This window comes from Pseudoalteromonas sp. MB41 (genome assembly GCF_020966275.1).
Taxonomy (GTDB): domain Bacteria; phylum Pseudomonadota; class Gammaproteobacteria; order Enterobacterales; family Alteromonadaceae; genus Pseudoalteromonas; species Pseudoalteromonas lipolytica.
Genome location: NZ_JAJJZF010000005.1, coordinates 28,762 through 53,390, shown reverse-complemented (window position 1 = coordinate 53,390; position 24,629 = coordinate 28,762). Strand labels below are relative to the sequence as shown.

The window sequence follows — 24,629 nt, the reverse complement described above, 5'->3', positions numbered from 1 at the left end:
TGATTACCTTGCTATGTTTTTTTACACTCGAAACCCTTAGAGTCCACCCGTGCGATACTGTCTTTGTCGCCACATTGCTCTATGGCCATTTCCATGTGATTTTGCTCATTATATTGTTTAGCGATGGCCCCAAGCCCTACCAATATTACCAAGGCTATAAGAACTTTTTTAAATTTAGACATAAACACTCCTTTGAAAATGATCACTCAACACATTAGTACCTAAATATTACACATAAAGAGACAAGCAAACAATTAGCTTTCCCTCTGCACAAATCAGCCGAAAGTCTTACTTACTCGTAGCGGTTAAAGTTTACCTTTAATTATCATTCAATCATTGCCATTGAATTTATATTGAAATGATAAATGGAAAACGATTCACCCTCTTCTTTTAAAGTCACTGTTATTTGTGCTTCACCATTTTCAAAAGAAGCTGGGATTTTATAAGTAACAAAAGTACCTGAACCATCGCCTGTTACAGCTTTAGTGCTGACATTAATAAATTGATACTCACCGAGTTTTTTCAAATCGCCTAATTTCGAAAAAGCTCGAACAATTTTTGACAAGTCGTCATCTGAAACACCCTCAATTGAGGTTGGGGTCATGTAACTTTTTAATGTTTGTGCGTCCCATTTAGATATTTCAGTTAATGCCGGGGTTAAATAAGGTATCGCTGTTTCTTTATATCCTGAGGCTTTAAATGAAGTCCAAACCGCTAGGATTACAAACAAGCAAATTATAACTAAGAGCGTTATACTCATTCCTTTAAGTATTTTTTTATCATTATTTTTATTACTTTTCAGTTAGTTGAAATTAAAATTTACCAGCTTTGAATTATTACTCATAGCCGTTTTATGACTCGTATTAATGAAAAGATTACTTTGCCTCGATTATCAAACAGATAAACTGCATTTAAGAACACACATGACTTTATCACTTAGCTTACCTTTGTGAATTCAGTTAACGTTTAAAATCAGAAAGTTAAATGCATGAAAATTGGTTTTTAGTCATTTTATGCTAACAGAAACCAATAAAATTTCTGACCACCCTGCCTGTTTAAAAAAACCTAAAAACAACACTTTGTAATGATTAATTTGATACAATCTGTACTGAACATTGCTAACAGATAGGTTTATTTAATGCATCCGCGAAATTGCCACCTCAATGGCTACGACTTTACTCTATTATGTAAAGATACTCCGGCTCTTTCTCAGTTTATAACACAAAGCCCAACCGGCAGTGAGACTCTCGATTTTTCAGATGCAATGGCAGTGAAAACCCTTAACCAAGCATTATTGAAAAGCCACTACAAAATTGATTTTTGGGATTTGCCCGACAATTATCTGTGTCCTCCTGTACCCGGTCGGGTTGATTATATTCATCATCTAGCAGACTTATTAGCCAGTGATAACCAAGGTAGAATCCCTACAGGTAAGCAAGTTAAAGTGCTGGATATTGGCACAGGTGCAAATTTGATCTACCCGTTAATTGGTCAACATCAGTATGGCTGGCATTTTACAGGGTCTGATATCGATACCTTATCCGTTAAAATTGCCAAGCAAATTGCGCAATTTAACCGTTTGAAAATATCAGTAAAGCAACAAGATAACAGCAATAAAATGTTTACAGGCGTTATCACTGATAAAGATGTGTTCCACTTAACCTTATGTAATCCGCCATTTCATGCCAATGAACAGCAGGCACAAGCAGGTTCACAGCGTAAGTGGAAAAATTTAAATAAAACCCCTAAAAAAGAACTCAACTTTGGGGGCAGAGAAAACGAACTTTGGTGTGAAGGTGGCGAGCGCGAGTTCATCAGTAAAATGATCACCGAAAGCCAAGAGTTCAGTGAGCAGTGTATTTGGTTTACGTCTTTAGTATCAAAGTCAGAAACACTCCCACAACTCAAAAAACAACTCGCATCGCTTGATGTCAAAGACGTTAAAACAATAAAAATGGCACAAGGCCAAAAAATAAGCCGCTTTATCGCTTGGAGTTACTTTGACCAAGCAGACCGCGAAGCCATTCTTAACCAACTTGTATAAGGGTAATAACATGATCGACTTTCGTTCAGACACAGTCACTCAACCTACAGCCGATATGCGTGCAATTATGAATAATGCTGCCGTTGGTGATGATGTTTACGGTGATGACCCAAGCGTTAACCAATTAGAACACGTTGCTGCTGAGCGACATGGGTTCGAAAGTGCGCTTTTTTGCAGCTCTGGTACGCAAGCAAATTTACTTGCTTTAATGGCGCATTGCGAACGTGGTGATGAGTACATTTGTGGCCAACAAGCACATAACTATAAGTTTGAAGGTGGCGGTGCCGCCGTACTTGGGTCGATTCAACCACAACCGATTGAAAATAACGCCGATGGCACCATTGATTTAAACAAGGTGGTTGCAGCTATTAAAGCGGATGACTTTCACTTTGCAAAAACGAAACTACTCAGCCTTGAAAACACCATTGGAGGCAAAGTACTGCCATTAAGTTACCTTGAACAAGCAAGAGAATGTGTTAATAAACACAACCTTGCACTTCACCTTGATGGTGCGCGAGTGTATAACGCAGCAGTTAAGTTAGGTGTCGATATTACTGAAATCACCCAATACTTTGATTCAGTGTCTATTTGTCTATCAAAAGGATTAGGCGCCCCTGTGGGTTCATTATTATTGGGTAACAAAGCACTCATTGATAAAGCTCGCCGCTGGCGTAAAGTGCTTGGTGGTGGTATGCGCCAAGCGGGTATGCTTGCCGCAGCGGGGCAATATGCGCTTGAGAATCATGTCACCCGACTAAGTGACGATCACGATAATGCGGCTTATCTCGCTGAAAAATTAAATTCATTATCTGGCTTTGATACCACACCTTTTCAAATCGATACCAACATTGTGTACGCAAATGTCGATGAAGCTATTGATTTAAAAGCTGTTGCTAATAAGCTAAAAGAGAAAAATATACTGTTTTCAGCAGGCAAACCACTGCGCTTAGTGACGCATTTAGGGGTCACTAAGCACGATATTAACTGCTTTATTGATGCTTTAGCGGCAGAGATTTAACGCGGCTTTATAATGTTTGCGGCACACCGATACATATCGGTCGTTGCCGCCAATTTCAACTTGATTACCATCAGCAATCGCATTGCCTTGCTCATCGGTGCGTAAAACGTGGTTTGCTTTACGACCGCAATGACACACGGTTTTTAGCTCAATAAGTTTATCCGCCCACGCTAAAAGATACTGCGAGCCACTAAATAACTCACCTCTAAAATCATTACGAAGACCATAACAAAGAACAGGAATGCCCAGTTCATCGACCACATCGGTTAATTGCATCACTTGCAATTTAGACAAAAACTGACACTCATCAACTAAAATACAATGACGCTTTTTCTGATCGTTCAACGATTTGATTAGCTCAAATACATCTTTGTCGGCATCAAAAATATGTGCATCAGCTTGTAAACCTATCCGTGACGATACTTTGCCAACGCCCGCTCTGTCATCAATCGCAGCGGTTAAAATCACTGGTTCCATACCACGTTCACGGTAGTTAAATGCCGATTGTAAAAGTGTGGTTGATTTACCCGCATTCATTGCAGAATAATAAAAGTACAGCTGTGCCATGATGTTGCCCAAAGTTTAAAGTCGCAATATGCTACCCTAATCGTGCAATAACATCATCTATTACCTTACTCTTTTGCACCGTAGCTGCTCATCTCAAAATGAGGGGAGTTTTGCATCTGTTTTGCAAAGGTCAATGGGATATTCTGCTTTAAAAGTTGCTGCCAAATAACAACCGCCTCATTCTGATGCTTAACATAAAACTCATTTGAAAAAGCCAAGTACGCTGTCACCGTATTTAAAGGCGGATAGACAGGTGCCAGCTTCTGTCGATGGTATACCGATAAATCAAGTTTACTATTTTCGATTTGACAGAGCACTAAAGCCGCATCGGCTCGCCCCTCAGATACGCGCTCTATAGCCTGCTGCTGAGTAAACGTGTGTTCAATAAAAAACGCCTCTTCGCTGGCTGCTTCTCCCACAAAAAGCCCATTTGCAACGGCCAAAGAAAATGCCTTTGATTGTAACACTTCACGAGATTGCCATTTGGTATGAAAGCGACGATTTCCAATTAAGCATTGGCTCATTCTTGCAAAGGCAAATTTAGCAATCGGTACACCTTTATCAGTAACCGGAAATACAGCATAACGGGATTTTTGTGGGCTAAATCCCGCTATAAATGCATCGACTCGACCCTGCTTAATCGCTGTAATGCACTGCGACCATGGCATTTTTACAAACTTAAAAGTCACGGATTCAAGTGCATTATCAAGTTTAGCAAGCGCCGCTAATTGCGCCGTAGGTTCAACAAGGGGTATTTCATGTTTAGCACCAACAAACAGAGGTGCTTGTGTGTGGTCTGCATAACATAAGGTCAGAGGCAATGGCGCACTACTTTTCGCCTGACAATGCAGAGAAAGTACGATAAAAAGAACAAGTAAAAATCTAATAAAAAACAACGTCACTGTCATAATAAACTACGAATTTAGTCAACTGATAACAGTGTAGAAGTAAAAACAGGATTTTTACAAAATTCCTTCATGTTTAAGTAGCCATTCTTTACGGTCTAGTCCACCGGCATACCCCGTTAGCTTTCCGCTTGCACCAATTACCCGATGACATGGCACTATGATACTAATTGGGTTCTTACCATTGGCTGCGCCCACGGCACGCACCGCTTTTGGGTTATTAATAGCCTGTGCTATATCTAGGTAACTCTTGGTTTTACCAAATTCAACCCCCATTAGCGCACGCCACACTGATTGCTGAAACGCCGTCCCTTGTGTGTCAAGCGGCACACTAAAATGTGTACGTTCGCCCTTGAAGTATTCGTTAAGCTCGCTCATGCATATTAAAATCGGGGTTAGTGTATGCTCGTTAACGGTTTCAGTTTGCATGGCAACAACAGGATAAAAACCTACATAACTGACGCCCTTTGAGGTGCTTTGAATGGTAATATCGCCAAGTGGGCTTGGCATAATAACTTGTTGCGTTTTCATAATTGTTGCCATAGTTGAAATGTTAAATAAGAACGAAAAGGTGCACAGCGCTCACTATCAAATTCACCTACCTCTGCTAAAGCTTTTTTAATGCCTAAGTCACCGGCAAGTAAAATATCAGGGTTACTTTGACCTCGCAGCTTAGCGTAATTAACTGTCCATGGGCCAATCCCTTTTAGTGACAGCCAATTATCAAGCTCTTGATTATCAGGATGTTGATGACAATACGCACTTAACCGGTTTAAAGCGTCTTTGCGTGATTGAGGCATTTTAAAGAAGCTCAATTCTGAATTGGCAAGCCATTCTGGAGATGGAAAAAACACGGTATCACTCGCTTGATTAAACTCAGCGACCAGCTTAGTTACCAAGTTGTGCGCAGCAGTCACACTCACTTGTTGACCCAAGACTGCGCGAATACCCGCTTCAAAATCCGACCAAATACCGGGTAAGCGTAAGCCTTGTGTCAATGGCATGGCATTATTAAGTTCGGCATTTAAATGGGCTTCAATCGTGTGCGTATCAGCATCTAAATCAAGTACACGACGAATGTTATGGATCACTTGTTGTAAATAGCGGGTGTTATCAATATCTATCGTGACTTTAAAATGATTTTTTTGTTCAACAAATTGAGCAGTAAATTGCCCTTGGCAATGCAGGTCTTTAAATGTGCGCCCATAGCTTGTTTCGCTAAGCCATTCGAGATCTTTAATTAAGCGGCGCTGTAAAAACCCATGTAAAGCCTGCCAGTTATAAGGTGGACGAAACGCCAAGGTTAAATTTAACGTTACACTTGGTTTTTTGTCGGTTTTTCGCAATTTTGATGGTGCAATATTAAGCTGCTTTAAAAATGCGTCGTTAAAACGGCGAATACTATTAAAACCAGATGCAAAAGCGATGTCAGCAACCGATAAATCAGTTTCTTGTAACAGCTGCTTAGCAAAATTGCACTGATTGAATAAGCGATATTGTGTGATTGAAAGACCAAAGTGCTGATTAAACAAACGGCGCAAATAACGACTCGACACACCTAATCTATCGGCCAGCACTTCACAATCATATGCCTCGCCTTTGTCAATAAGTTGCTTTGCTCTTAGCGCCGTGGTTTTAGTTCCTAACCACGCGGGACTATTCGGTGCACTATCAGGTCGACACCGAATACAAGGGCGAAACCCATCCTGTGCCGCTAAATGCGCGTACTGATAGTATTCAACATTTTTCTCTTGCGCTGTCGGTGCTGGACAAATTGGCCGACAATATATACCGGTACTTTTTACCGCGACAAAAAATACCCCATCAAATCGGGCATCACGGCTTTGCCTTGCTGTACGCCATTGTTGGCTAGTCATAATGATTCTCGTAATCAGCTAATACCGATAGCTTAACCGAATATATTTTTTTGACTAGCCAGTTTCGGACCTTAACTATTTAATCGCTGCTAAATAGCGTCGCTCAACTTCGGGCCAATTAATCACTTTATAAAATGCAGCAATGTATTCTGGTCGGCGGTTTTGATATTTTAAGTAATAGGCATGCTCCCAAACATCGAGAGCCAAAATAGGCGTATGGTTATGCATCAGCGGGCTGTCTTGATTTAAACTACTTTCAACAACGAGTTGATTATTTTCGTCAACACATAACCATGCCCAGCCACTTCCAAAGCGACTGACAGCGGCATCAGTAAACTGCTCTTTAAACTCATCAAAACTGCCAAATGCTTCAACGATCGCTGTATGTAATTCACCGCTTGGTTTGCCTACCCCATTCGGTGTCATTACTTGCCAAAATAATGAGTGATTATGATGCCCGCCAACATGCTCTTGCACCGCCTTTTGTAATGACTCGGGCATTGTAGCAATCGTTCGCAACAGTGTTTCGGCATCTTGCTCGCTATAATGACTCCCTTCTAAGGCAGCATTCGCCTTATTAATATAAGTTTGGTGGTGCAATGTATGATGGATTTCCATGGTTTTTGCATCAATATTAGGCTCGAGTGCATCATAGTCATAAGCTAAATCGGGTAATGTAAAAGGCATACTGATTCCTTATCGTTAATGTAATAACTGCGTTTTGTGGGGATGCTCAGCTAATAGCTGATTTATACGATTGATGAGGGTTGGAAATGCCGATGACATTTTCGCAAACTTCACCAGCTCAAAATACGTTTTGTGATGATGATGTAATACGTGTGTGCGAACTTGCTGCTCTGGGTGCATTAAAAGATGACTAAGCCGTTGATGAGCATAGCAAAGCCAACTACAGGCTTGCTCAGGTTTTTGCATAACTTTAAAGGTATCTGCAAGGTTTAAAGTCGCCACTACAAAGGCCGCAATACAATGCTCTAATGTGTCAATAACCGTGGGGGTTAGTGGTAAGTTCACAAATTGCGTGAGTAATGTTTCTGCACAACCACTTGCCTGCGTGTAGTGATCGCAAGCAATGATTAATTCGCCAGACTCAAAAGCCAGATTCCCGTTATAAATAGCGTTTTGCCAAGGTGCTAATGCATCATCAATAACTGGAGCACCTAAGGCCGAGAGATGTGTTGTGTGTGTCATAAAAATCACCTGCACTTAAAACCTGTGTATTAAAACTACACAGACAAAGCGATAAATGCAAATGATTTTTATTTATATTTATTATTTGTGTGATTTGGTGATATTACTGATTCGCAAAATCGATCAACTCTTGCCCTGTTAGTCGATAAATGATCCATTCATTTTGTGGTTTAGCACCAATGCTGTCATAAAAATCAATCGCTGGTTTATTCCAATCAAGTACTACCCACTCAAATCGACCGCAGTCTTTTTCTAGCGCTTGTTTCGCAAGGTATTGCATAATTTTTTTACCTGCACCTTTACCACGGCTATCAGCACTGACGTATAAGTCTTCTAAATACAAACCGTTTTTACCAAGCCACGTAGAGTAATTATAAAAATAAACGGCAAAACCAATGGCTGTGTCACCTTCTAAACAAATAACACTGTGAGCGGTTGCACCTTCACTAAATAAAGTTTTTAAAATAGCATTCTCATCAGTCTTTACTGCATCTGGTTCTTTTTCGTAGATAGCTAGTTCATTGATGAAATGTAGGATAGTTGCTGCGTCGCTCGGTACTGCAGGACGAATTGAAATTTGATTGCTCACGGTCTGTTCCATATGTTACTTCATTATTATAGCGCCCAGTTTATAAGGGCTTACGTGTTGTGTAAACGCCCTTTACAGAATTACTCAGTACTAAAAAAGGGGCGATTACGCCCCTCTGCAAATAAGCCACTTAGGCAGTTATTTATTACTCATCGACTTATAAAGAACAGGCAGGACAAATAAGGTCAAAAATGTTGCGCTGATCAAACCGCCAACAATCACTGTTGCCAGTGGTTTTTGTATTTCAGCCCCTATTCCCGTGCTCAATAGCATGGGTATAAGCCCTAACATTGAAGTTAATGCGGTCATTAACACTGGTCGTAACCTTGAGGTTGCCCCATCAAACACCGCGTCATCTACTTCGTCTTTGCCCTTAAGGCGATGATTAATACTTTCTACCATGACCACACCATTCAATACCGCAACACCAAACAAAGTAATAAAACCAACAGAGCTTGGTACCGACAAATATTGCCCAGATACAAACAGAGCCACAATCCCCCCTATTACCGCTAAAGGGACATTCACTAAAATAAGTAATACTTGCGATACATTGCCAAATGCAAAATAAAGTAATAGCGCAATCAGTAACAATGCCGCTGGCACAACAATCATTAAACGTTGCTGTGCCCGTTGTTGGTTTTCAAACTGACCACCTATAGCAACACTGTAACCACTCGGTAGCTGTAATTTATCCTCTATTATCGCGCGAATGTCAGCAACTACAGATCCCATATCACGTCCTTGCACATTCGCTTGTACAACTACGCGCCTTTGTACATCATCACGGCGTACTTGGGATGCTCCTGATTCAATCGCTACCTTAGCCACATCACCTACTCTCACAATCGCCCCCGAGGGGGTTTGTAAACGAAGGTCTGCAATTACACGCGGGTTCTGCCGGTAATTTTCTGCTATGCGAACATAGATATCGTAACGCTCGTTAGCATTGATAATTTGCCCTGCACTTTGTCCACCAATTCCGTGCTGTACAACCTCCATTAAATCAGCAACCGATAATCCAAAACGCGATAACGCTAAGCGATCAGGTTTCACAATTAACTGTGCCTCACCGCCCATTTGCTCCATGGCCACATCTTTAGCACCGGGTATTTGTTTAACTAGCTGCTCAATTTGCTGACCTTTTTCACTTAACACCGCTAAATCACTACCAAACAACTTGATTGCTAACTGTGCTTTTACACCCGATAATAGTTCATCAACACGGGTGGCGATGGGTTGCGAAAAGTTAAATAAGAGCCCAGGAAACTGCTCAAGTTTTTCTTCCATTAACTGCTGGAGTTCAACACGTGTTTTAGCATTTATCCATTGCTCGCGAGATTTAAGACCAATGTATATCTCTATGTTGTTAACAGGTTCAGGATCGCCACCGACTTCTGCTCGACCAATCCGACTAAGTGCATAATCGACTTCTGCAAATTCAAGTAACATGGCTTCCAGTTTAGGTGCCACTGAGATTGCCGTTTCAAGACTGGCTGATGGTGCAAGCGTTACCCGCAAATTAATCGTACCTTCTTCAAGTTCGGGCACAAACTCAGTCCCCAACCTTGGAAGTAAAATAGCGGCTGTAACCAATAACAAAGCAGCAATAGCAAGCACCAGCCGTTTTGCTTGTAACGCTTGTCGTAACGCTCGTTGATACAGCCTTTCAATGGGCTGTAGCAGCTTGCTGTGTTTAACTGTCACGCCTTTAGCAAATAAGTACACACTTAGCGCAGGCACAACGACTAAGGCAACAATCATGGCACTTACTATCGCTAACATGATACTGACGGCCATAGGCTGGAACAGCTTTGCCTCGACGCCTTCAAAGCTGAATAAAGGCAAAAATACCGTTAAAATAATCAATGACGCAAAGAAAACTGGCCGAGCAACTTCTTTTGCTGCAACAGCAACCAGCTCACGGCTTGATTTACCCTGATTATGTTTTAGCCCTAGATGACGAAAAATGTTTTCAACCATAACAACAGAGCCATCCACCAGCATACCAATAGCCACAGCAATACCACCCAATGACATTAAATTGGCCGACAGCCCTAACCAAGCCATAATACTGAGCGCTAAGCCGATTGAAATTGGAATGGACAGCAAAACCAAGAATGTTGCTCTTAAGTCTAACAAGAATAGCGCTAACACTATGATTATAAATATAAATGCAAGTAACAATGCATCTATAACGGTTTGTACCGCGTGGCTAATAAGTGCCGCTTGGTTATAAATAGGCGTGAATTTGACGCCCTCAGGCAACGCGCGGTTGATCATTGTAATACGCTCGTTAATACCATCGATGGTCTGCTTCGTATTTGCACCAATCCTTTTTAATACCACGCCAGTTACAACTTCGCCTCGGTTAACAACATCACCATTTTCATCGCGAGTCGATAAGGTTACTGCCCCTTGGCGTATTTCACTCCCAAGCTGTACGTCTGCAACATCAGTGACTTTAATTACGATGCCATCAATCGTTTTGATGGGGGTTTGCGCAATTTCACTCAGGCCTTTATCACCGGTCGAAAACCAACCAGTGCCACGAATAACTAATTGCTCTTGACCGCGGTTCATATACCAACCGCCAACATTCCTGTTGTTTGCTTGCAATGCATTGCTTACATCTTGTTGGCTTAGGTCATAGGCAAGTAATTTGTTAGGATTGAGGTTAACGTGATACTGCTTTACTTCGCCACCAAACGATAAAATATCAGTAACACCATCAATGGGTAATAGTAATAATTTAACCACCCAGTCATTTAGGCTTCGCAGCGCCATGCTATCAATGTCAGCATCGGGCTTTGCTTCAAGTAAGTATTGATAAACTTGCCCAAGACCAGAGGTATTAGGCCCCATGGTAGGCATGCCAAGTCCGTTAGGGATTAGCTCTTTAGCAGATTGTAAGCGCTCAAACACTAACTGCCGCGCAAAATAGATATCAACGCCTTCTTTAAACACCACCGTCACGCCCGACAAACCTGTTTTTGAAATCGATCGCACTTGTTCAACGTCAGGTAGTGCGTACATTACCGCTTCTATTGGGTATGTAATAAGTTGCTCGACTTCTTCAGCTCCAAGCCCAGGAGCTTCGGTGTTAACAGCTACCTGCACATTTGTCACATCAGGAAACGCATCTAAGTTCAGTTTTGGAACCATTAATGCACCCAGAGCAATAGTCGCAAGTAAAGCTAATAGCACGATGAAACGGTTTTTTATCACCGACTCGATTAATAAATTAAACATGCGGCACCTCTAATGGTTATGCGGATCAAACCCGCCTTTTGCGAGCTGTGAAGCAACAAAGAATGCGCCTTGAGTAACAACGTTAACCCCTTGCTCAATACCTGATATTTCACGGTATTGTGCTAAATTTCGACCTACGCTCACCTCTTTGGCAATAAACCCACCATCATCATCAACCACAAAAACTTGCCAATCACCATCGGCACTGCGTGTTAACGCGTTTTCGGGAACCGCAAGCACAGCTTGCTCTGTTGTAAAGTGAAAATACACATCTGCAAACATGCCCGGGTGTAAGCTGTGCTGGGTATTTTTCACTTCAAGCCGCACTGTCCGTGAGCGTGTTTGCTCATCAATAGTGTGCGCCTCTTGAATAACTTTAGCGTGGTAACGGTTGCCATTTACCTGCATCGTTGCAACAGAGCCATTGGCAATCGTGCGGTCTTGATTTGAGGAAAGTTGCGCTTCTACCCACAGCGCAGATTCATCTGCAATGAGCATTAATTCAATACCTGAATCGACACGTTGACCTTGTGAAAAATTATCGGTGAGTACAGCACCCGAAGTAAGTGCAAATAAGGTATATTCACCGAGTTTTTCAGGCGAGATAGTCAGTGTTTGTTCTATTGCGTGTTTAGACAATCCAAACGCGACAAGGCGACTGTATGCCACTTCGTACTCGGCTTTAGCAGTAAGCAGCTGCTTTTCGCTCACCGTACCACGGGTCATTTTACTCACCCGCTGCCACTCAGCTTCGGCTAACCTAAATTCGGTTTGTCGGCTTGCCACCTCTCCACTAAACAAGGTTACCAAGGGATCACCTTTATTAACATGCTGTCCCAGTAAAGCGTGACGTTTTACAACAATAGAATCAACACGAGGGGCAACCACATAACTGGCATAGCCATTGGCTTTAACTTCACCCGGTGCATACACGGTTTGGCTGTGTGTTTTGAGTGCAAGGCGTTCGACCTTAATATTCGCTAATTGCTGTTGCTGTGGCGTTAAGGTTACTTCGTTAATGTGTGGTGTTTGTGCATTTTCTTGATGGTCATGCAGTTGCTCTGACGCAAAACTGTTTGTGACATATATAAAGCATACGCACGACAATGCGTAGCGCATAAAATTTCTTAAATACATAATTTTCTCTTACTTAAAATAGGCTAAGCCCAAGCTTGCCTTAAAAAATAATCCCAAACACAAGGGAATAAAGTGTTAAGTAAGAGAGGCGATTGGGGGGCGATGAAGTGGTGTTAGATCTGCCGACTTAAAATTAAGCTCTAACAATTCAATTTTTGCAAAATAAACTGAAACGGGTTCAGAAAGGGTAAATGAATCAACAAATGCAGGACTGTGACACACATGACAATGGCCTTTTTAGGCGGAGTCAGATAACTGTTTAGCAAGCTCGGCATGCTCAGATTGATGCTGTTGATGATCGCCATTAGCTGCGCAGTGGGCTTCAAGATCCAGCTCTTCTAAAAGCAGGGCTGAGGTGTGATTAAATGCAACATTATGATCAGCCACGTCAAAGCTATCCAGCAACGGCTGGAGCAATAACACACTAATCAAAATAACAAATGCTGCTTTCACGTAACACCTAATAATTGGTACAACGGCGTTAACTTACCAAATTAGTACTTATTTGAACAGTAAAACCTAAACACGAAACACCCCATACATGCATACTGCTAACGAGTGTTTTAAAAGCGATGCTCACATGATATAAAAATAAAGAAATCAGCAACTAGGTATGCTTATGGGACACGGACATCACCACCATCACGATGCAGAAAGCAAAAGCACACAGCAATTATTACTTGCTGTATTAATTAATGTGTTACTTACATTTGCACAAATTGTGGGGGGGCTCATTTCTGGAAGCCTATCGCTCATTGCTGATGCACTGCACAATTTAAGTGACGCATCATCGTTATTTATTGCGTTAATAGCACGCAAAATTGGGGCTAAACCAGCAAATAATCGATATCAATATGGCTATAAACGCGCCGAAATCTTAGCCACGCTTTTTAATAGCCTGAGTTTAATTGTAATTGGTGGCTACTTAGTCATTGAAGCAATAAAAAGTTACCTAAATCCAGAACCCATCGATGGCTGGATCGTTATTTGGGTTGCAGGGTTAGCCCTGATTATTGACCTAGTAACGGCATTCCTTACCTACCGTGCTGGCGCTAATCAAAGTATGAATATTCGTGCTGCGTTTATTCATAATCTTTCAGATGCTATGGCTTCTGTCGTCGTTATTATTGCCGGCTCTCTGATCATTTTATATCAATGGTATATTGTCGATCTTATTGCGACCATTCTTATCTCTGTGTATGTGATATACCACGGCGTATTGCTCTTAATTGCCAGCAGTAAAATTTTAATGCAAGTTGCACCAAGTCACTGCGAATCAACACATGTATCTGAACAACTGATAAGCGCATTTCCTATTTCAAATATTGAATACATAAAAGCATGGCAGCTTGATGAACACACCGTGCATTGCGAACTAAAGTTTTATGCCCACCAAACAATCGACAACAATGAAATTCGTCAATTTTTACAGGATAAGTTTGCTATTAAGGCGTGTACTATTGAGCAAGTTTTAGTGTAAATGTTACTTGTTATCATTTACAATTTACCTTTGTATTTAAAACAAAGTAAAGGAACACCTCTTGAAGTTGTGGTTACGCCGTACGCACTTACTCCTTGCCTTAGTAAGCGGCCTTTTTTTGATTTGCTTGAGTTTAACAGGCGCATTACTTATTTACGCAAAAGATATTCAGTACCTTACACAAAGTGATAAATGGACGGTGACTCCACAAGCTTCACCGCTCGCTTTTGACCCACTAATAGCACGCGTATCAAACACAACTAAACAACCTGTTACTTTATTAATGCCTGAGGCGCGTGATGATCTTGCTTGGCAACTACAACTTGCCAATAATCGTTATGTGAGCGTTAACCCTTACACCGGTGATATTTTATACGAATACGATTATTACAGCACGGTGTATGGGTTTACCATGGCGCTACATCGTTGGTTGCTTTACGAAGATGGCGACAAAAACCACCCTTTAAGGAACTGGGTTTCACTATGCGCGCTTATTCTTATTTTAGAAATATTACTAGGGTTTTACATTTGGATTAAACCTAAAAACCGTTTAAAGCGACTAGCTATAAAACCAAAAGCCAAATTTAGAGTATTAATGTACCAACTTCATACCGTGCTGGGCGTCTATTTATTGCTGCCACTTATTTTAATAGCATACACAGGCATGGCGTTTAACTGGAAGACAGAAACTAAAGCGGTATTAGAGTTTGTAATGCAAGGCACGGTTGAAGACAGACCTAAACCACCTGACGTGCTGCCCCCTTCAGAAACAACACCTTATCAAGTACAAAAAGCCTATAACAATGCACTCACTGTTTTTCCTGAAGGTAAACTGTTTAGAATTTATTTACCTAAAAAACCGACTGACAACATTGGTTTTCGCATCGAAAACCCTGGTGAAAGCCATGCCTATAGCTGGGTATGGGCCAACCCGTATACAGCCAATATCGTCGCGAGTTACGACGCCAGCAAAAGCTCGTGGACAACACAAACATGGCACTTTAAATACAAATTCCATATTGGCGATTTTGCGGGACCTATTGTGCAGTTACTGTGGCTTGTGTTTGCCCTGTCACCTTTATTTTTTACTGTGTCGGGTTTTTACTTTTGGTACAAACGCCACTTTAGATAATAACGCGTAATTAAACTTAAACTGATAAAACATGAACCCCCGAGCATATCACTGCTTTTAGCAAAAAGAAGTGTTTACATTGGCTAATTATACTACTGTATTTAGCCACCTTGAATGGCTCATATTCTCGGGCAAAGCATGATAGTTCAGCATACCCAGTATTATTGATTGATGTGTAAAATAGGTTTTAATACCAACAATACAAAAGAAAGAGTGGGCCAAATTGTAGTTATGACTACCTCTATTGTTTTATTACTTATTTGGGTGCCGCTTAGAAATACAACGGCACCAAGTAAGTTAATTCAAAGTGCTTTCATTCAAGGCATCTCTATTCAAGCCAATACTACTCTCTAATGACTTAAAACGACCCTTTAATTCATTGCAGCAATTCACAACATACGCGTTAATTCGACAAGCTCTATCGCTAATATGTTACATACATCGTAGAGATTAAACCTCCAACACTATTGCAAATAGTTATCATTAAGCTTGCCTTTACAGTTCTTTACATTTACACTGCCGCCCCATAACTCATTTCATTTATCTTTTTTTAACAAGGACAAACATGTTAAAAACATCGCTTAGCCTTATTGCACTGGTGATAAGTAGCCAATCATTTGCTGATGATGCACTCAATAAAAAACTCACAGCAGAAGAGATGGAGCACGTTGTCGTTTCTGGTAGCCGTGTTTTTGAGAGCATTGATGAAGTACCTGCTTCTGTAACTATAATTAATCAACGAGAAATTGAAGAGCACTTAAAGGTAAATCCAGAATTACAAAGTTTGCTGTCACAAATGGTACCCGGACTTGCACCTGACACAGGCAGTTCAAGCAATACAGGCCAAAGTTTACGTGGTCGCGCCCCACTTGTTATGATTGACGGCGTTCCACAATCAACACCTCTGCGTAATGGTTCTTTAGGAATAAAAACGCTTGATCCAAGTGCAATAGCCCGTATAGAAGTTATTAAAGGCGCCACCTCTATTTATGGCAATGGGGCTTCTGGCGGTATAATTAACTATATTACCAAGCAAGCGCAAAGTGAGGGTAAAACCGAAGGTGAAATTAGCCTATCATCACGTTTTAGTGCCGTAAAACTAGAAGAAAGTGCAGGCGCACGCCTCTCAGCAGCTATTAATGGCCGCGCTGATAAATTAAGCTACTTATTTACTGCCAGTTATGAAGAAAACGGGGTACAACGTGACGCCGAAGGCGACATTTTGGGCTTGCAATATGGTTTGTCTGATGCCGTAACCGAAAACTACTTCACTAAACTGGGGTATGATTTTGACGATCAGAAACAACTGCAATTTAGCTATAACTTTTTCAGTTCTCAGCAAAAAACAGATCTCGGTGATGTCGTTGGTAATATTAACGATGGCGAAAAAACCTATGCGATACATGTGCCAAAAGAGTTGCAAAAACGAGGTAAACCACAAGGCCCTGAAGGCAACGAAAATATTACCTTGAAATACACTGATTACGCCTTGTTTGATAATACCCAAATGACCCTCGACCTCTACATGCAGGATATCGAAAACATATTCTTCTATTCGCCAAACCTTGCGAACCCAGATGAGGGCTACGATGGTGGTCAGTCAATAATCAGCTCAGAGAAAAAAGGAGCACGTGCGACATTTAATACCCTGGTCGATTTTGACAATATTGAAGCAACCTTTATCTATGGTTTAGATGCTTTAAACGATGTGACATCACAACCCCTTGTTGATGGCCGCATTTGGGTCCCCGAAATGGACATGAACAGTGTTGCAGGCTTTTTACAGACTAAATGGGTTATCAATAACGACTTAGTTGTTAAAGCCGGTGTGCGTCAAGAAAGCATTGACTTAAGCGTCGATGACTACGAAACATTAAAACTTTGTCGCTCTGCAACACAATGTTCGGTGCCGCTGAGTGTAAAAGGCGACACCATTGACTATGACGCAACAACCTATAACGTGGGTATTAAATATAATTTGCTAGAGGCCTTCAGCCCATTTGCGAATTACTCACAAGGTTCTGACATTTCAGATATTGGCCGCTTGTTACGCGCAGCCACCGTTAATGATATTGGTTTAATTCAAACCGAAGCGTCTATCATCGACAACTATGAAATTGGTTTTACCTCACAGTTTGATGATGTTCGTTTTGAATTTGCAGCCTACCGAAGTACATCGGAGTTTGGGACGACCAACAGTTTTAATGAGACAACCGGAGTGTATGAGCCCGTTCGGGCACCACAAGAAATTTGGGGTTACGAAACGCTTGTTGACTACACAATTAGCCCAACCTTAAAGCTAGTTGCAACCTACAGCTATGTAGAAGGCAAAAACACTGAAGACGATATTTACTTAGGTTCTCGTCAAATTAGCCCACCAAAAGGAACTGCGAATTTAAACTGGACGCCTAACGACGAACTGTCATTAAGCGCAAGTTACTTGTATGTTGGCTCGCGTAAGCGCTTTGAACCTAATGCAGACGGTGATTATGTGGGCGATCAAGGTCCAATTAGCAGCTACAATATTGTCAACTTGAGCGGCCGCTATAAGTTTACACATAACTGGCAAGCCTTCATGGGTGTTGAAAATCTATTTAATAACGATTACTACACTGCTCGTGCGCAATCATACACGTACGGTGGTTACAACATAAAAGGCCTAGGTACAACAGTGACATTAGGGGCGACATATCGCTTTTAACGGCCGCTTAATAAAACACTAAGCCCTTCTTCGTAAGGGCTTTTTTTATTTTTAAATAAAAACGATAAATTGTTCATTTATCAACCATTAACGCAAACTTAAACGAGAATCACAATCAATAGTAAATAACTGATTTACAAGGAAAAAGTTTGCAATCTTATTTTTATATACTACAATTATCGCAACTTGAATTTTGAGGACAGCACGATGAAAGGTAACCAGAAAGTCATTGATAGTTTTAATAAACTACTCGCAAACGAATTAGCCGCTATAGATCAATACTTTATCCATTCACGTATGTACGATGATTGGGGCCTTAACAAGCTGTACGAACGCCTTAACCACGAAATGGAAGAAGAGAAAGATCACGCTGACTGGTTAATCAAACGTATTCTATTTTTAGAAGGCATACCAAACATGACCAAGCGTCGTGATTTATTAATTGGTACCGACGTTAAAAGCATGATGCAAAACGATCTCACTCTTGAACTTGAAGTGGTTGATTGCGTTAAAGAAGCCATTGCTATTTGTGAGCAAGAAAAAGACTATCAATCGCGTGAAGTACTTGAAAAACTATTATTCGATACTGAAGAAGATCATGTTTATTGGTTAGAGCAGCAGCTTGGTTTAATCGACAAAATTGGTAGCCAGAACTACCATCAATCTCAAATGGGCGAATAGAGGTTTACACGTATGAAAGGCGATAAAAGCGTTATTGCTGCACTAAACAAAGTACTAGCAAATGAGTTAGTGGGTATTAATCAATATTTTTTACATGCGCGTATGTTTAAAGATTTTGGCTTTTCAAAATTAGACAAAGCTGACTATAAAGTGTCTATTCAAAAAATGAAAAACGCCGACCGTTTAATTGAGCGTATTTTGTTTTTAGAAGGATTACCAAATCTACAAGACCTTGGTCGTCTGCGTATTGGTGAAAACTCTGAAGAAATGATTGAAGCAAACATGAGCTTCGAGCTTGATTCACTCCCTGATCTTAAAGCTGCAATTAAACTTGCTGAAGAGAAAAAAGATTACATCAGCCGTGAAGCGCTTGATCACATCTTAAATGAGCAAGAAGAGCAAATTGACTGGCTTGAAACACAGCAACAGTTAATCAAAACCGCAGGGCTTGAGAATTACCTGCAATCTCAAATGTAATTTGCAACTATCAAAAAGCAGCCTCGGCTGCTTTTTTCTGCTTAAGTCCCCCCTAACCTAACTAAATCGTTGCATATATTTAAAGCAATCCTATCAGAAAATTCTGATATCACTGGGTTTGTCGCAATTTAAAGCTGCTTAACAGTGAACTTGATAATGATTTTTATTAACATTAGCTTGTATCCAATAAAGACACTGAGCTTTAGACGTAAAATATCAATTTACTTAATTAATCGAGCGAGTTTGTAACATAACATATTGCTTATAAACGCAATGATTATGTTGTTTAGCGTTCACAACGATTGCGATTAACTTGCTCTACTTCTTGTATTTATTTAATCATGGATAAAACATATTTAACGCGGTGATCATTAGGTTTACTCCCTCAAGACGAGCAAGTATGTCGGCACATTGGTATTGCACACCACTTTAAAGGATACATTCACCCTTCGAATAATTAGCTAGGTTTAATAATGAATGATTTAACTAAGCGAGCTGTCATTTCTTCTTGTGAATATTTTAAAGAATGTATAGATCAAACAATCGACACAGGTATTAAAGCAGGTAATAAAATGAGTATGAATTGGCTGTCTGAGGCGCTTAATTACCCTAACAGGAAAAAGTTAGAACGGGATTTCAAACGATATCTCAACACCACTTATAGCGATTACATTGCCAAGAAAAGACTGACTCTGGCTTGCAACATGCTTTGTGAGGAAAAAGTGTCTATTAAAGCGGTTGCGCTATCCTGCGGATTTAGTAATTCGGCGACATTCTGTAATGCCTTTAAACGCCAGTTTGGCTTAGCCCCCTCGGTATACAGAGTTGATAGATACAAACAGCGGGTTAAACAAGGATGTGATTGTTCAAAAGAAAAGCGACTTAATAGCGCCGCTTAGAAATTTAGGATATATTACGCACCAAGTAATGGGTGCGTTTATTTATGAAGCGTCTTTTTGCTCAATGATAGATACTTTATTGATTAAAATTAATGAGTTAGGAATTAAATGAATCGCCCCTTCACCTTTAATAGTTATATAACGAAGATTTAAATCGACTACGGTGCCTTTTGAATTACTCACTTCGATATAATTGCCAAGTTTTACCGGCTTATAAAGGACAATCATCACACCAGCAACCAAATTAGAAATTGCGTCTTTTAGCGCAAAACCAAGTGCAAAACCTGTTAAACCAAGCCCAGCAACCAATGCAGCCACATCGAAGCCTAACTTAGAAAGAGCCAGTACAATGCCAACAAAAAGTAAAATAGCGCGCTGCGAGTTCGAAATCAGTCGGAAGGTTTCAAGTGCTGTTGAGTCAAAACGACGTTGAAACTGCTTTATCGCACGGTCAATAATCAAACTAGCGATAAAACAAACAGCCAACACCAAAAATGCCTGAATGAATTGATTAGTCATCGAGTAAATTAGCTCCAGCCAAAAAGCCTATAATAGGCTTAAATAACCTGCCAGAAAACATATTATTGCTTTTCAAATACACAACTAACCGCAGGCTGGCTGAGTGTATAGGTGATTTTATCGTTATCCTCGAAGCGCAAATCTTCAAAGGTCGTCCCTTCGTCACTTTCATCATTACAGCGACTGTAGCGATTAGTTCTTACTATGCCATTAACGAAATACTTGAGTTTCGATGTGACGATGCAATAATCAGGAATTTTCTTCGTTTGTGTACCGTTATGTAAATCACTAAAGTCTATTAGGCTTCCTAAAGTAAAGCCTTGTGTGGGCTGTTTAACCAAAGTAAACGGTGCATTTTTGCATACTTCATCACTGCCAGATACAAGAGCATAGTCCCCTTGCTTCGCTTTTATCAATGACAAAAACTGTGTTTTATTACTGGGTTTAACATCAAGTAACGCACTTGCTAAAAGTGAATTTGAGAACAGGAACAACACTAAACAATAGTAATATCTCATTGAAAATCCATAAGCTTATGCACACTAAACAAGCATAGCATGCTGTGTAAGGTTGGTGAAAATATAACTGTATTGCTTCATACGAATTAAAATCAAAAATAGCTCTACTTTATAGATGAACCAGAGGCACTTTAAATAAATATGTGCTATATCTTTGAGTGATAATAATTTTTGGAGGGATTCTAATGAAACTAATCAAGTTACTTTCTATTGCGTTATTCTTCGGTTTATTTAGCTTGCAGAGCGTTGCAGGCGACGATGATTGGAAATCAATTGCTGAAAAAAAGGTCAGCTTTAAAAGTGAAACCGACACCGTTAATCCTTTAACTAAAAGCCGATATAGTCATATAAAAGTCAAATGCACGCATGGCACCGTTAACCTTAAAAGTATTAAGGTGATCATGAATGACGGCGAAGAAAAAGTGTTCGACAATTTAGGTGTTCTCAGTAAAGGCATGTCGTCACGAAGCTTAAGTCTGCCTGATAAAAACGACGCTAAGCTTGATAAAATAGAGCTTAATTACGAATCAGTTGGCAGTGCCGCACTAAGCATGGCGGGTGTAACAGATAAAGCACAAGTTGAAATTCTAGCGAAAAAGGCAAATAAAGAAGATTAGTGCAACTTGCGAGACAACCATGTTCGAACGAGTACATGTAAGCTTTCATGTAGGAACGGCTTCAGCCGTGAACCTTAAAAATTCGGCGTTAAAACGCCTCCTACATCGAAAGTGTTCTGCTTTGTAGGTCGCCACTTATAGCGGCCTACATAGTGTCGCACTCTATTCTCATAAATCGCGCTAAAGCCCGAGCTACACACTCAACTCCGTAGGAACGGCTTCAGCCGTGAACCTTAAATGTTCGGCGTTAAAACGCCGCCTACATCGAAAGTGTTCTGCTTTGTAGGTCGCCGCGGCTTACATACTTACAGCGGCCTATATACTTATAGCAGCCTGCATAGTGTCGCACTCTATTCTCATAAATCGCGCTAAAGCCCGACCTACACACTCAACTCCGTAGGAACGGCTTCAGCCGTGAACCTTAAAAATTCGGCGTTAAAACGCCTCCTACATCGAAAGTGTTCTGCTTTGTATGTAGGCCACTTACAGCGGCCTACATACTTATAGCGGCCTACATAGTGTCGCACTCTATTCTCATAAACCGCGCTAAAGCCCGACCTACACACTCAACTCCGTAGGAACGGCTTCAGCCGTGAACCTTAAATGTTCGGCGTTAAAACGCCTCCTACAAGCTTTTCACTTGTAGCTAGCAACTTTAATCTTGTGCTCCAATACATTGTAAATTAACGCTTATAAAGCGCCTCAATTGTTGCAGAACCAAGCGAATAGGCATTAATCATATACCCTGCTAATGCACCTGATGCGTTTTCTGGCAGCTCAATCTTTTGTGATAATGCATGCAGTGTAAATTGATATCGGTGAGCTCCATGTCCTTCAGGTGGGCAAGCACCACCGAACCCTTTGAAACCATAATCATTTGTTATTTGCACACTCCCTTTCGGCATCGCGTTTTTGTCAGCACTGCCCGCACCGCTCGCTAAACTTGATACAGATTTAGGAATATTCACAACTTGCCAATGCCACCAGCCACTGCCTGTAGGGGCATCTGGGTCATAAACCGTCAATGCGAATGCTTCTGTGCCTTGAGGAGCATTTTGCCAAGCAAGTTGTGGTGATAGGTTCTCACCACCACAACCAAACCCTTTAAACTCTTGCGCACGACTCATAAAATCACCATGAGCAATATCTTTACTTGTTAGGGTTAATGACTCAGCGAATGTCGTGCCAGATAAACATAGCAGAAACAAAGGGGTGACAATTTTCAATGTTGATAATTTCATAATATTCTCCAGTTATTAAGAATAATCATAATAGCTAGCAAAGATAGATCAAATTAGTACCAAAACTGTCAATTATTAGCCTGCTTCGCTCAATATTGTTTTACGAAGTGCGGTTGGAGTCGTATTAAACAAGAGTTTAAATTTATCCGTGAATCTAGATTGCGACGAAAAACCACATTGCTGCGCAATAGCACCTATTGATTCTGAGCTACTTTGGATCAAGTGTAATCCGTGACTTAAACGCGCTTTGTCTTTAATTACCTGAAAATTGCTGTCTTCTGCTGTTAATTTTCGTCTTAGTGTTGATTCACTCATTGCTAAAGTTGCAGCAATACTATTTGCATCCCAATCACATGTTAAATCACTGGCGATGATAGTATGTACTTTATGAGTGAGTGTTGGCGGCTCGATAATTGAACCTAAGTCTTTAAAGCCCTGTGAAAATAGTATCTGCAACAGCTCTTGCCTTCTTATTGGCCATAAGTCCGGCGGCGTTAATGCAGCCCATTCAATAAATTGTTTTAAAGACATTTTAAGTAATGAATCGACGTGCCCTGTTATAAACTTTTTCTTTGGCCCAGTTTGATACTTCAAACACGCAAAATCAGCATAATCAAACTCAATCAATAAAGCGATATAACCTGCGTTTTGCGGGATATTCCGCATCGCTACATGCGGAGTATTTGCCATAAAAACAAAGTCGCCTGCATTACAATCAAGTTCATCTGTATCAATCAGCTTTTTGCAGCCAGATAGCACAACCACGAGTAACGGGTTAGCGATAGGCACATTAACAATATGCTGTTCATCGTTAGCACAGTAAACCGAAAATGGTAAAGAGTGATGTTGCTTTACAGTGTTTAAACCTATCTCTATTAATTCATTCATAATTTGAAGTGTTTTATTTCCTTATACCCGTAGGCACAGCGTCAGCCGTTAAGATAAAAATTCGGCGTTAAGACGCTACCTATTTCCTTTAAGCTCGCTAACTTTACTATTTACCTGTAAGTATGCTTTTATGTATTTATCAAATGAGCTTAATCTCGACCAAAGCCAATCAGCTTTTTACCATTTAACCCATTTTTATGCCATTCGGTTTGCTCTTCGCAGAATATTTGTGCGTCGAGCTCTTTGCTTGGTTCTTCGTTTAAGCTACCAGCGGGCACCAAAAGATAGCTGCTGTCTTGTGATTCAAATGGCAGTGCAGAGCCACAGGTTTTACAAAATGCACGTGACAGCGCACGACCAGGGTAGTTAAAACGTGTAATATTATGCTCACCTTTCAGCCATTCGATGGCATCGGGTGAGGTAAATAAATTTGCAGCATGTGCAGTGCCAGATAATTTACGGCATTGCTCGCAATGGCAAAAGAAAAAACGCTTAAAATTGTCAGTTACCTGAAAACTCACTTCACCGCAGCAACAGCCACCCGTTAATATTTTACTCATAGTCACCTCCTTTTTGATCCAGCATAACCCGAGATAAAGAGTTCAACAATGTGCCTAAATGGTAATAACAAGTAAAACGAATTATGCCTGAATGTACTAGGCTGATAGATTCAACACTCTTCATGTTATATTTAGTAATAGGAACCCACCTTAATTTCACTAAGCCCCACCATAAAATGCATTTCAATTAATAACTTATGAATAAGTTAAAATTTATAAGCATGAATAAAAAAGGGGAACTTAATTAATTTTAGATAAAACATAAAAATTCATATGTACCCGTTTATCAATTAAAACAATTGACAAAAAAATAAAAAA

26 protein-coding genes are annotated in these 24,629 nt (G+C 40.5%); 9 read left to right on the top strand and 17 right to left on the bottom strand.

The window, feature by feature from the left end; translation table 11 throughout:
- Positions 1–11 precede the first annotated feature (11 nt).
- Together LPA49_RS07775 and LPA49_RS07770 are read right to left on the bottom strand one after the other, a co-directional pair.
- Positions 12–182: a hypothetical protein gene (locus LPA49_RS07775; protein ID WP_155950861.1), complete on the bottom strand. Its 171-nt coding sequence runs from the start codon at positions 180–182 to the stop codon at positions 12–14.
- Between the two features lie 143 nt (positions 183–325).
- Entirely contained in the window at positions 326–760 is a 435-nt protein-coding gene (locus LPA49_RS07770; protein ID WP_230236298.1) for a hypothetical protein, read from the bottom strand.
- Between the two features lie 378 nt (positions 761–1,138).
- Between LPA49_RS07770 and rlmF the strand changes: the two genes are divergently transcribed.
- On the top strand, positions 1,139–2,044 hold the full coding sequence (gene rlmF, locus LPA49_RS07765; RefSeq protein ID WP_230236297.1) for a 23S rRNA (adenine(1618)-N(6))-methyltransferase RlmF: 906 nt from the start codon (positions 1,139–1,141) through the stop codon (positions 2,042–2,044).
- Between the two features lie 10 nt (positions 2,045–2,054).
- A complete protein-coding gene (ltaE, locus tag LPA49_RS07760) occupies positions 2,055–3,062 on the top strand; it encodes a low-specificity L-threonine aldolase (RefSeq protein ID WP_065979111.1) in 1,008 nt (335 codons plus the stop codon).
- Here the strand turns inward: ltaE and LPA49_RS07755 are convergent.
- The 10 genes from LPA49_RS07755 to LPA49_RS07710 form a co-directional block, all read right to left on the bottom strand.
- Positions 3,045–3,629 carry a thymidine kinase gene (locus LPA49_RS07755; protein WP_065979110.1) on the bottom strand — a complete coding sequence of 195 codons (585 nt, stop codon included), beginning with the start codon at positions 3,627–3,629 and terminating at the stop codon, positions 3,045–3,047. The two genes, ltaE and LPA49_RS07755, sit on opposite strands and share 18 nt — an antisense overlap.
- Positions 3,630–3,694: 65 nt before the next feature.
- Entirely contained in the window at positions 3,695–4,537 is an 843-nt protein-coding gene (locus tag LPA49_RS07750) for a transporter substrate-binding domain-containing protein (protein ID WP_230236295.1), read from the bottom strand.
- Positions 4,538–4,591: 54 nt separating this feature from the next.
- Complete coding sequence (locus tag LPA49_RS07745) at positions 4,592–5,065, bottom strand: methylated-DNA--[protein]-cysteine S-methyltransferase (RefSeq protein ID WP_230236293.1); 474 nt, start codon at positions 5,063–5,065, stop codon at positions 4,592–4,594.
- On the bottom strand, positions 5,062–6,411 hold the full coding sequence (locus LPA49_RS07740; protein WP_230236291.1) for a DNA-3-methyladenine glycosylase 2 family protein: 1,350 nt from the start codon (positions 6,409–6,411) through the stop codon (positions 5,062–5,064). The genes LPA49_RS07745 and LPA49_RS07740 overlap by 4 nt, the downstream gene beginning before the upstream one ends.
- Positions 6,412–6,486: 75 nt before the next feature.
- Positions 6,487–7,098, bottom strand: coding sequence for a superoxide dismutase (locus LPA49_RS07735; RefSeq protein WP_075593316.1), 612 nt, complete (start codon positions 7,096–7,098; stop codon positions 6,487–6,489).
- 15 nt (positions 7,099–7,113) lie between these two features.
- On the bottom strand, positions 7,114–7,620 hold the full coding sequence (locus LPA49_RS07730; protein ID WP_230236289.1) for a hypothetical protein: 507 nt from the start codon (positions 7,618–7,620) through the stop codon (positions 7,114–7,116).
- 103 nt (positions 7,621–7,723) lie between these two features.
- Positions 7,724–8,209, bottom strand: a complete 486-nt coding sequence (locus LPA49_RS07725; RefSeq protein ID WP_065979309.1) for a GNAT family N-acetyltransferase — start codon at positions 8,207–8,209, stop codon at positions 7,724–7,726.
- Positions 8,210–8,347: 138 nt separating this feature from the next.
- Positions 8,348–11,461: an efflux RND transporter permease subunit gene (locus tag LPA49_RS07720; protein ID WP_230236287.1), complete on the bottom strand. Its 3,114-nt coding sequence runs from the start codon at positions 11,459–11,461 to the stop codon at positions 8,348–8,350.
- 9 nt (positions 11,462–11,470) lie between these two features.
- On the bottom strand, positions 11,471–12,598 hold the full coding sequence (locus LPA49_RS07715; RefSeq protein ID WP_230236285.1) for an efflux RND transporter periplasmic adaptor subunit: 1,128 nt from the start codon (positions 12,596–12,598) through the stop codon (positions 11,471–11,473).
- A 237-nt stretch (positions 12,599–12,835) separates the two neighbouring features.
- Positions 12,836–13,051 (bottom strand): hypothetical protein, encoded by a 216-nt coding sequence (locus LPA49_RS07710; RefSeq protein WP_230236283.1) that lies wholly within the window; start codon positions 13,049–13,051, stop codon positions 12,836–12,838.
- 166 nt (positions 13,052–13,217) lie between these two features.
- Here LPA49_RS07710 and LPA49_RS07705 point away from each other — a divergent pair, with 166 nt between their 5' ends.
- From LPA49_RS07705 to LPA49_RS07680, 6 genes are all read left to right on the top strand, one after another.
- The gene (locus tag LPA49_RS07705; RefSeq protein ID WP_036972835.1) at positions 13,218–14,078 is read left to right on the top strand and encodes a cation diffusion facilitator family transporter; all 861 of its coding nucleotides are present in this window, start codon (positions 13,218–13,220) and stop codon (positions 14,076–14,078) included.
- A gap of 61 nt (positions 14,079–14,139) precedes the next feature.
- Complete coding sequence (locus LPA49_RS07700; protein ID WP_230236281.1) at positions 14,140–15,210, top strand: PepSY domain-containing protein; 1,071 nt, start codon at positions 14,140–14,142, stop codon at positions 15,208–15,210.
- Positions 15,211–15,775: 565 nt separating this feature from the next.
- Positions 15,776–17,911, top strand: a complete 2,136-nt coding sequence (locus LPA49_RS07695) for a TonB-dependent receptor (protein WP_230236279.1) — start codon at positions 15,776–15,778, stop codon at positions 17,909–17,911.
- Between the two features lie 207 nt (positions 17,912–18,118).
- Positions 18,119–18,592, top strand: coding sequence for a bacterioferritin (bfr, locus tag LPA49_RS07690; RefSeq protein WP_230236277.1), 474 nt, complete (start codon positions 18,119–18,121; stop codon positions 18,590–18,592).
- A gap of 12 nt (positions 18,593–18,604) precedes the next feature.
- Complete coding sequence (gene bfr / locus LPA49_RS07685; protein WP_036972843.1) at positions 18,605–19,069, top strand: bacterioferritin; 465 nt, start codon at positions 18,605–18,607, stop codon at positions 19,067–19,069.
- A gap of 473 nt (positions 19,070–19,542) precedes the next feature.
- Positions 19,543–19,968 carry an AraC family transcriptional regulator gene (locus LPA49_RS07680; protein ID WP_036972845.1) on the top strand — a complete coding sequence of 142 codons (426 nt, stop codon included), beginning with the start codon at positions 19,543–19,545 and terminating at the stop codon, positions 19,966–19,968.
- Positions 19,969–20,010: 42 nt separating this feature from the next.
- Here LPA49_RS07680 and LPA49_RS07675 read toward each other — a convergent pair whose 3' ends face one another.
- Both LPA49_RS07675 and LPA49_RS07670 read right to left on the bottom strand, forming a co-directional pair.
- A complete protein-coding gene (locus LPA49_RS07675) occupies positions 20,011–20,487 on the bottom strand; it encodes a mechanosensitive ion channel family protein (protein ID WP_230236275.1) in 477 nt (158 codons plus the stop codon).
- A 62-nt stretch (positions 20,488–20,549) separates the two neighbouring features.
- On the bottom strand, positions 20,550–21,005 hold the full coding sequence (locus LPA49_RS07670) for a hypothetical protein (protein ID WP_230236273.1): 456 nt from the start codon (positions 21,003–21,005) through the stop codon (positions 20,550–20,552).
- A 185-nt stretch (positions 21,006–21,190) separates the two neighbouring features.
- Between LPA49_RS07670 and LPA49_RS07665 the strand changes: the two genes are divergently transcribed.
- Positions 21,191–21,622: a hypothetical protein gene (locus LPA49_RS07665; RefSeq protein ID WP_036972851.1), complete on the top strand. Its 432-nt coding sequence runs from the start codon at positions 21,191–21,193 to the stop codon at positions 21,620–21,622.
- A gap of 683 nt (positions 21,623–22,305) precedes the next feature.
- Here the strand turns inward: LPA49_RS07665 and LPA49_RS07660 are convergent.
- From LPA49_RS07660 to LPA49_RS07650, 3 genes are all read right to left on the bottom strand, one after another.
- Positions 22,306–22,863, bottom strand: a complete 558-nt coding sequence (locus tag LPA49_RS07660; protein WP_230236271.1) for a YbhB/YbcL family Raf kinase inhibitor-like protein — start codon at positions 22,861–22,863, stop codon at positions 22,306–22,308.
- A gap of 75 nt (positions 22,864–22,938) precedes the next feature.
- Complete coding sequence (locus LPA49_RS07655) at positions 22,939–23,751, bottom strand: helix-turn-helix transcriptional regulator (RefSeq protein WP_230236269.1); 813 nt, start codon at positions 23,749–23,751, stop codon at positions 22,939–22,941.
- A 149-nt stretch (positions 23,752–23,900) separates the two neighbouring features.
- Entirely contained in the window at positions 23,901–24,311 is a 411-nt protein-coding gene (locus LPA49_RS07650) for a GFA family protein (RefSeq protein WP_036971822.1), read from the bottom strand.
- Positions 24,312–24,629 lie beyond the last annotated feature (318 nt).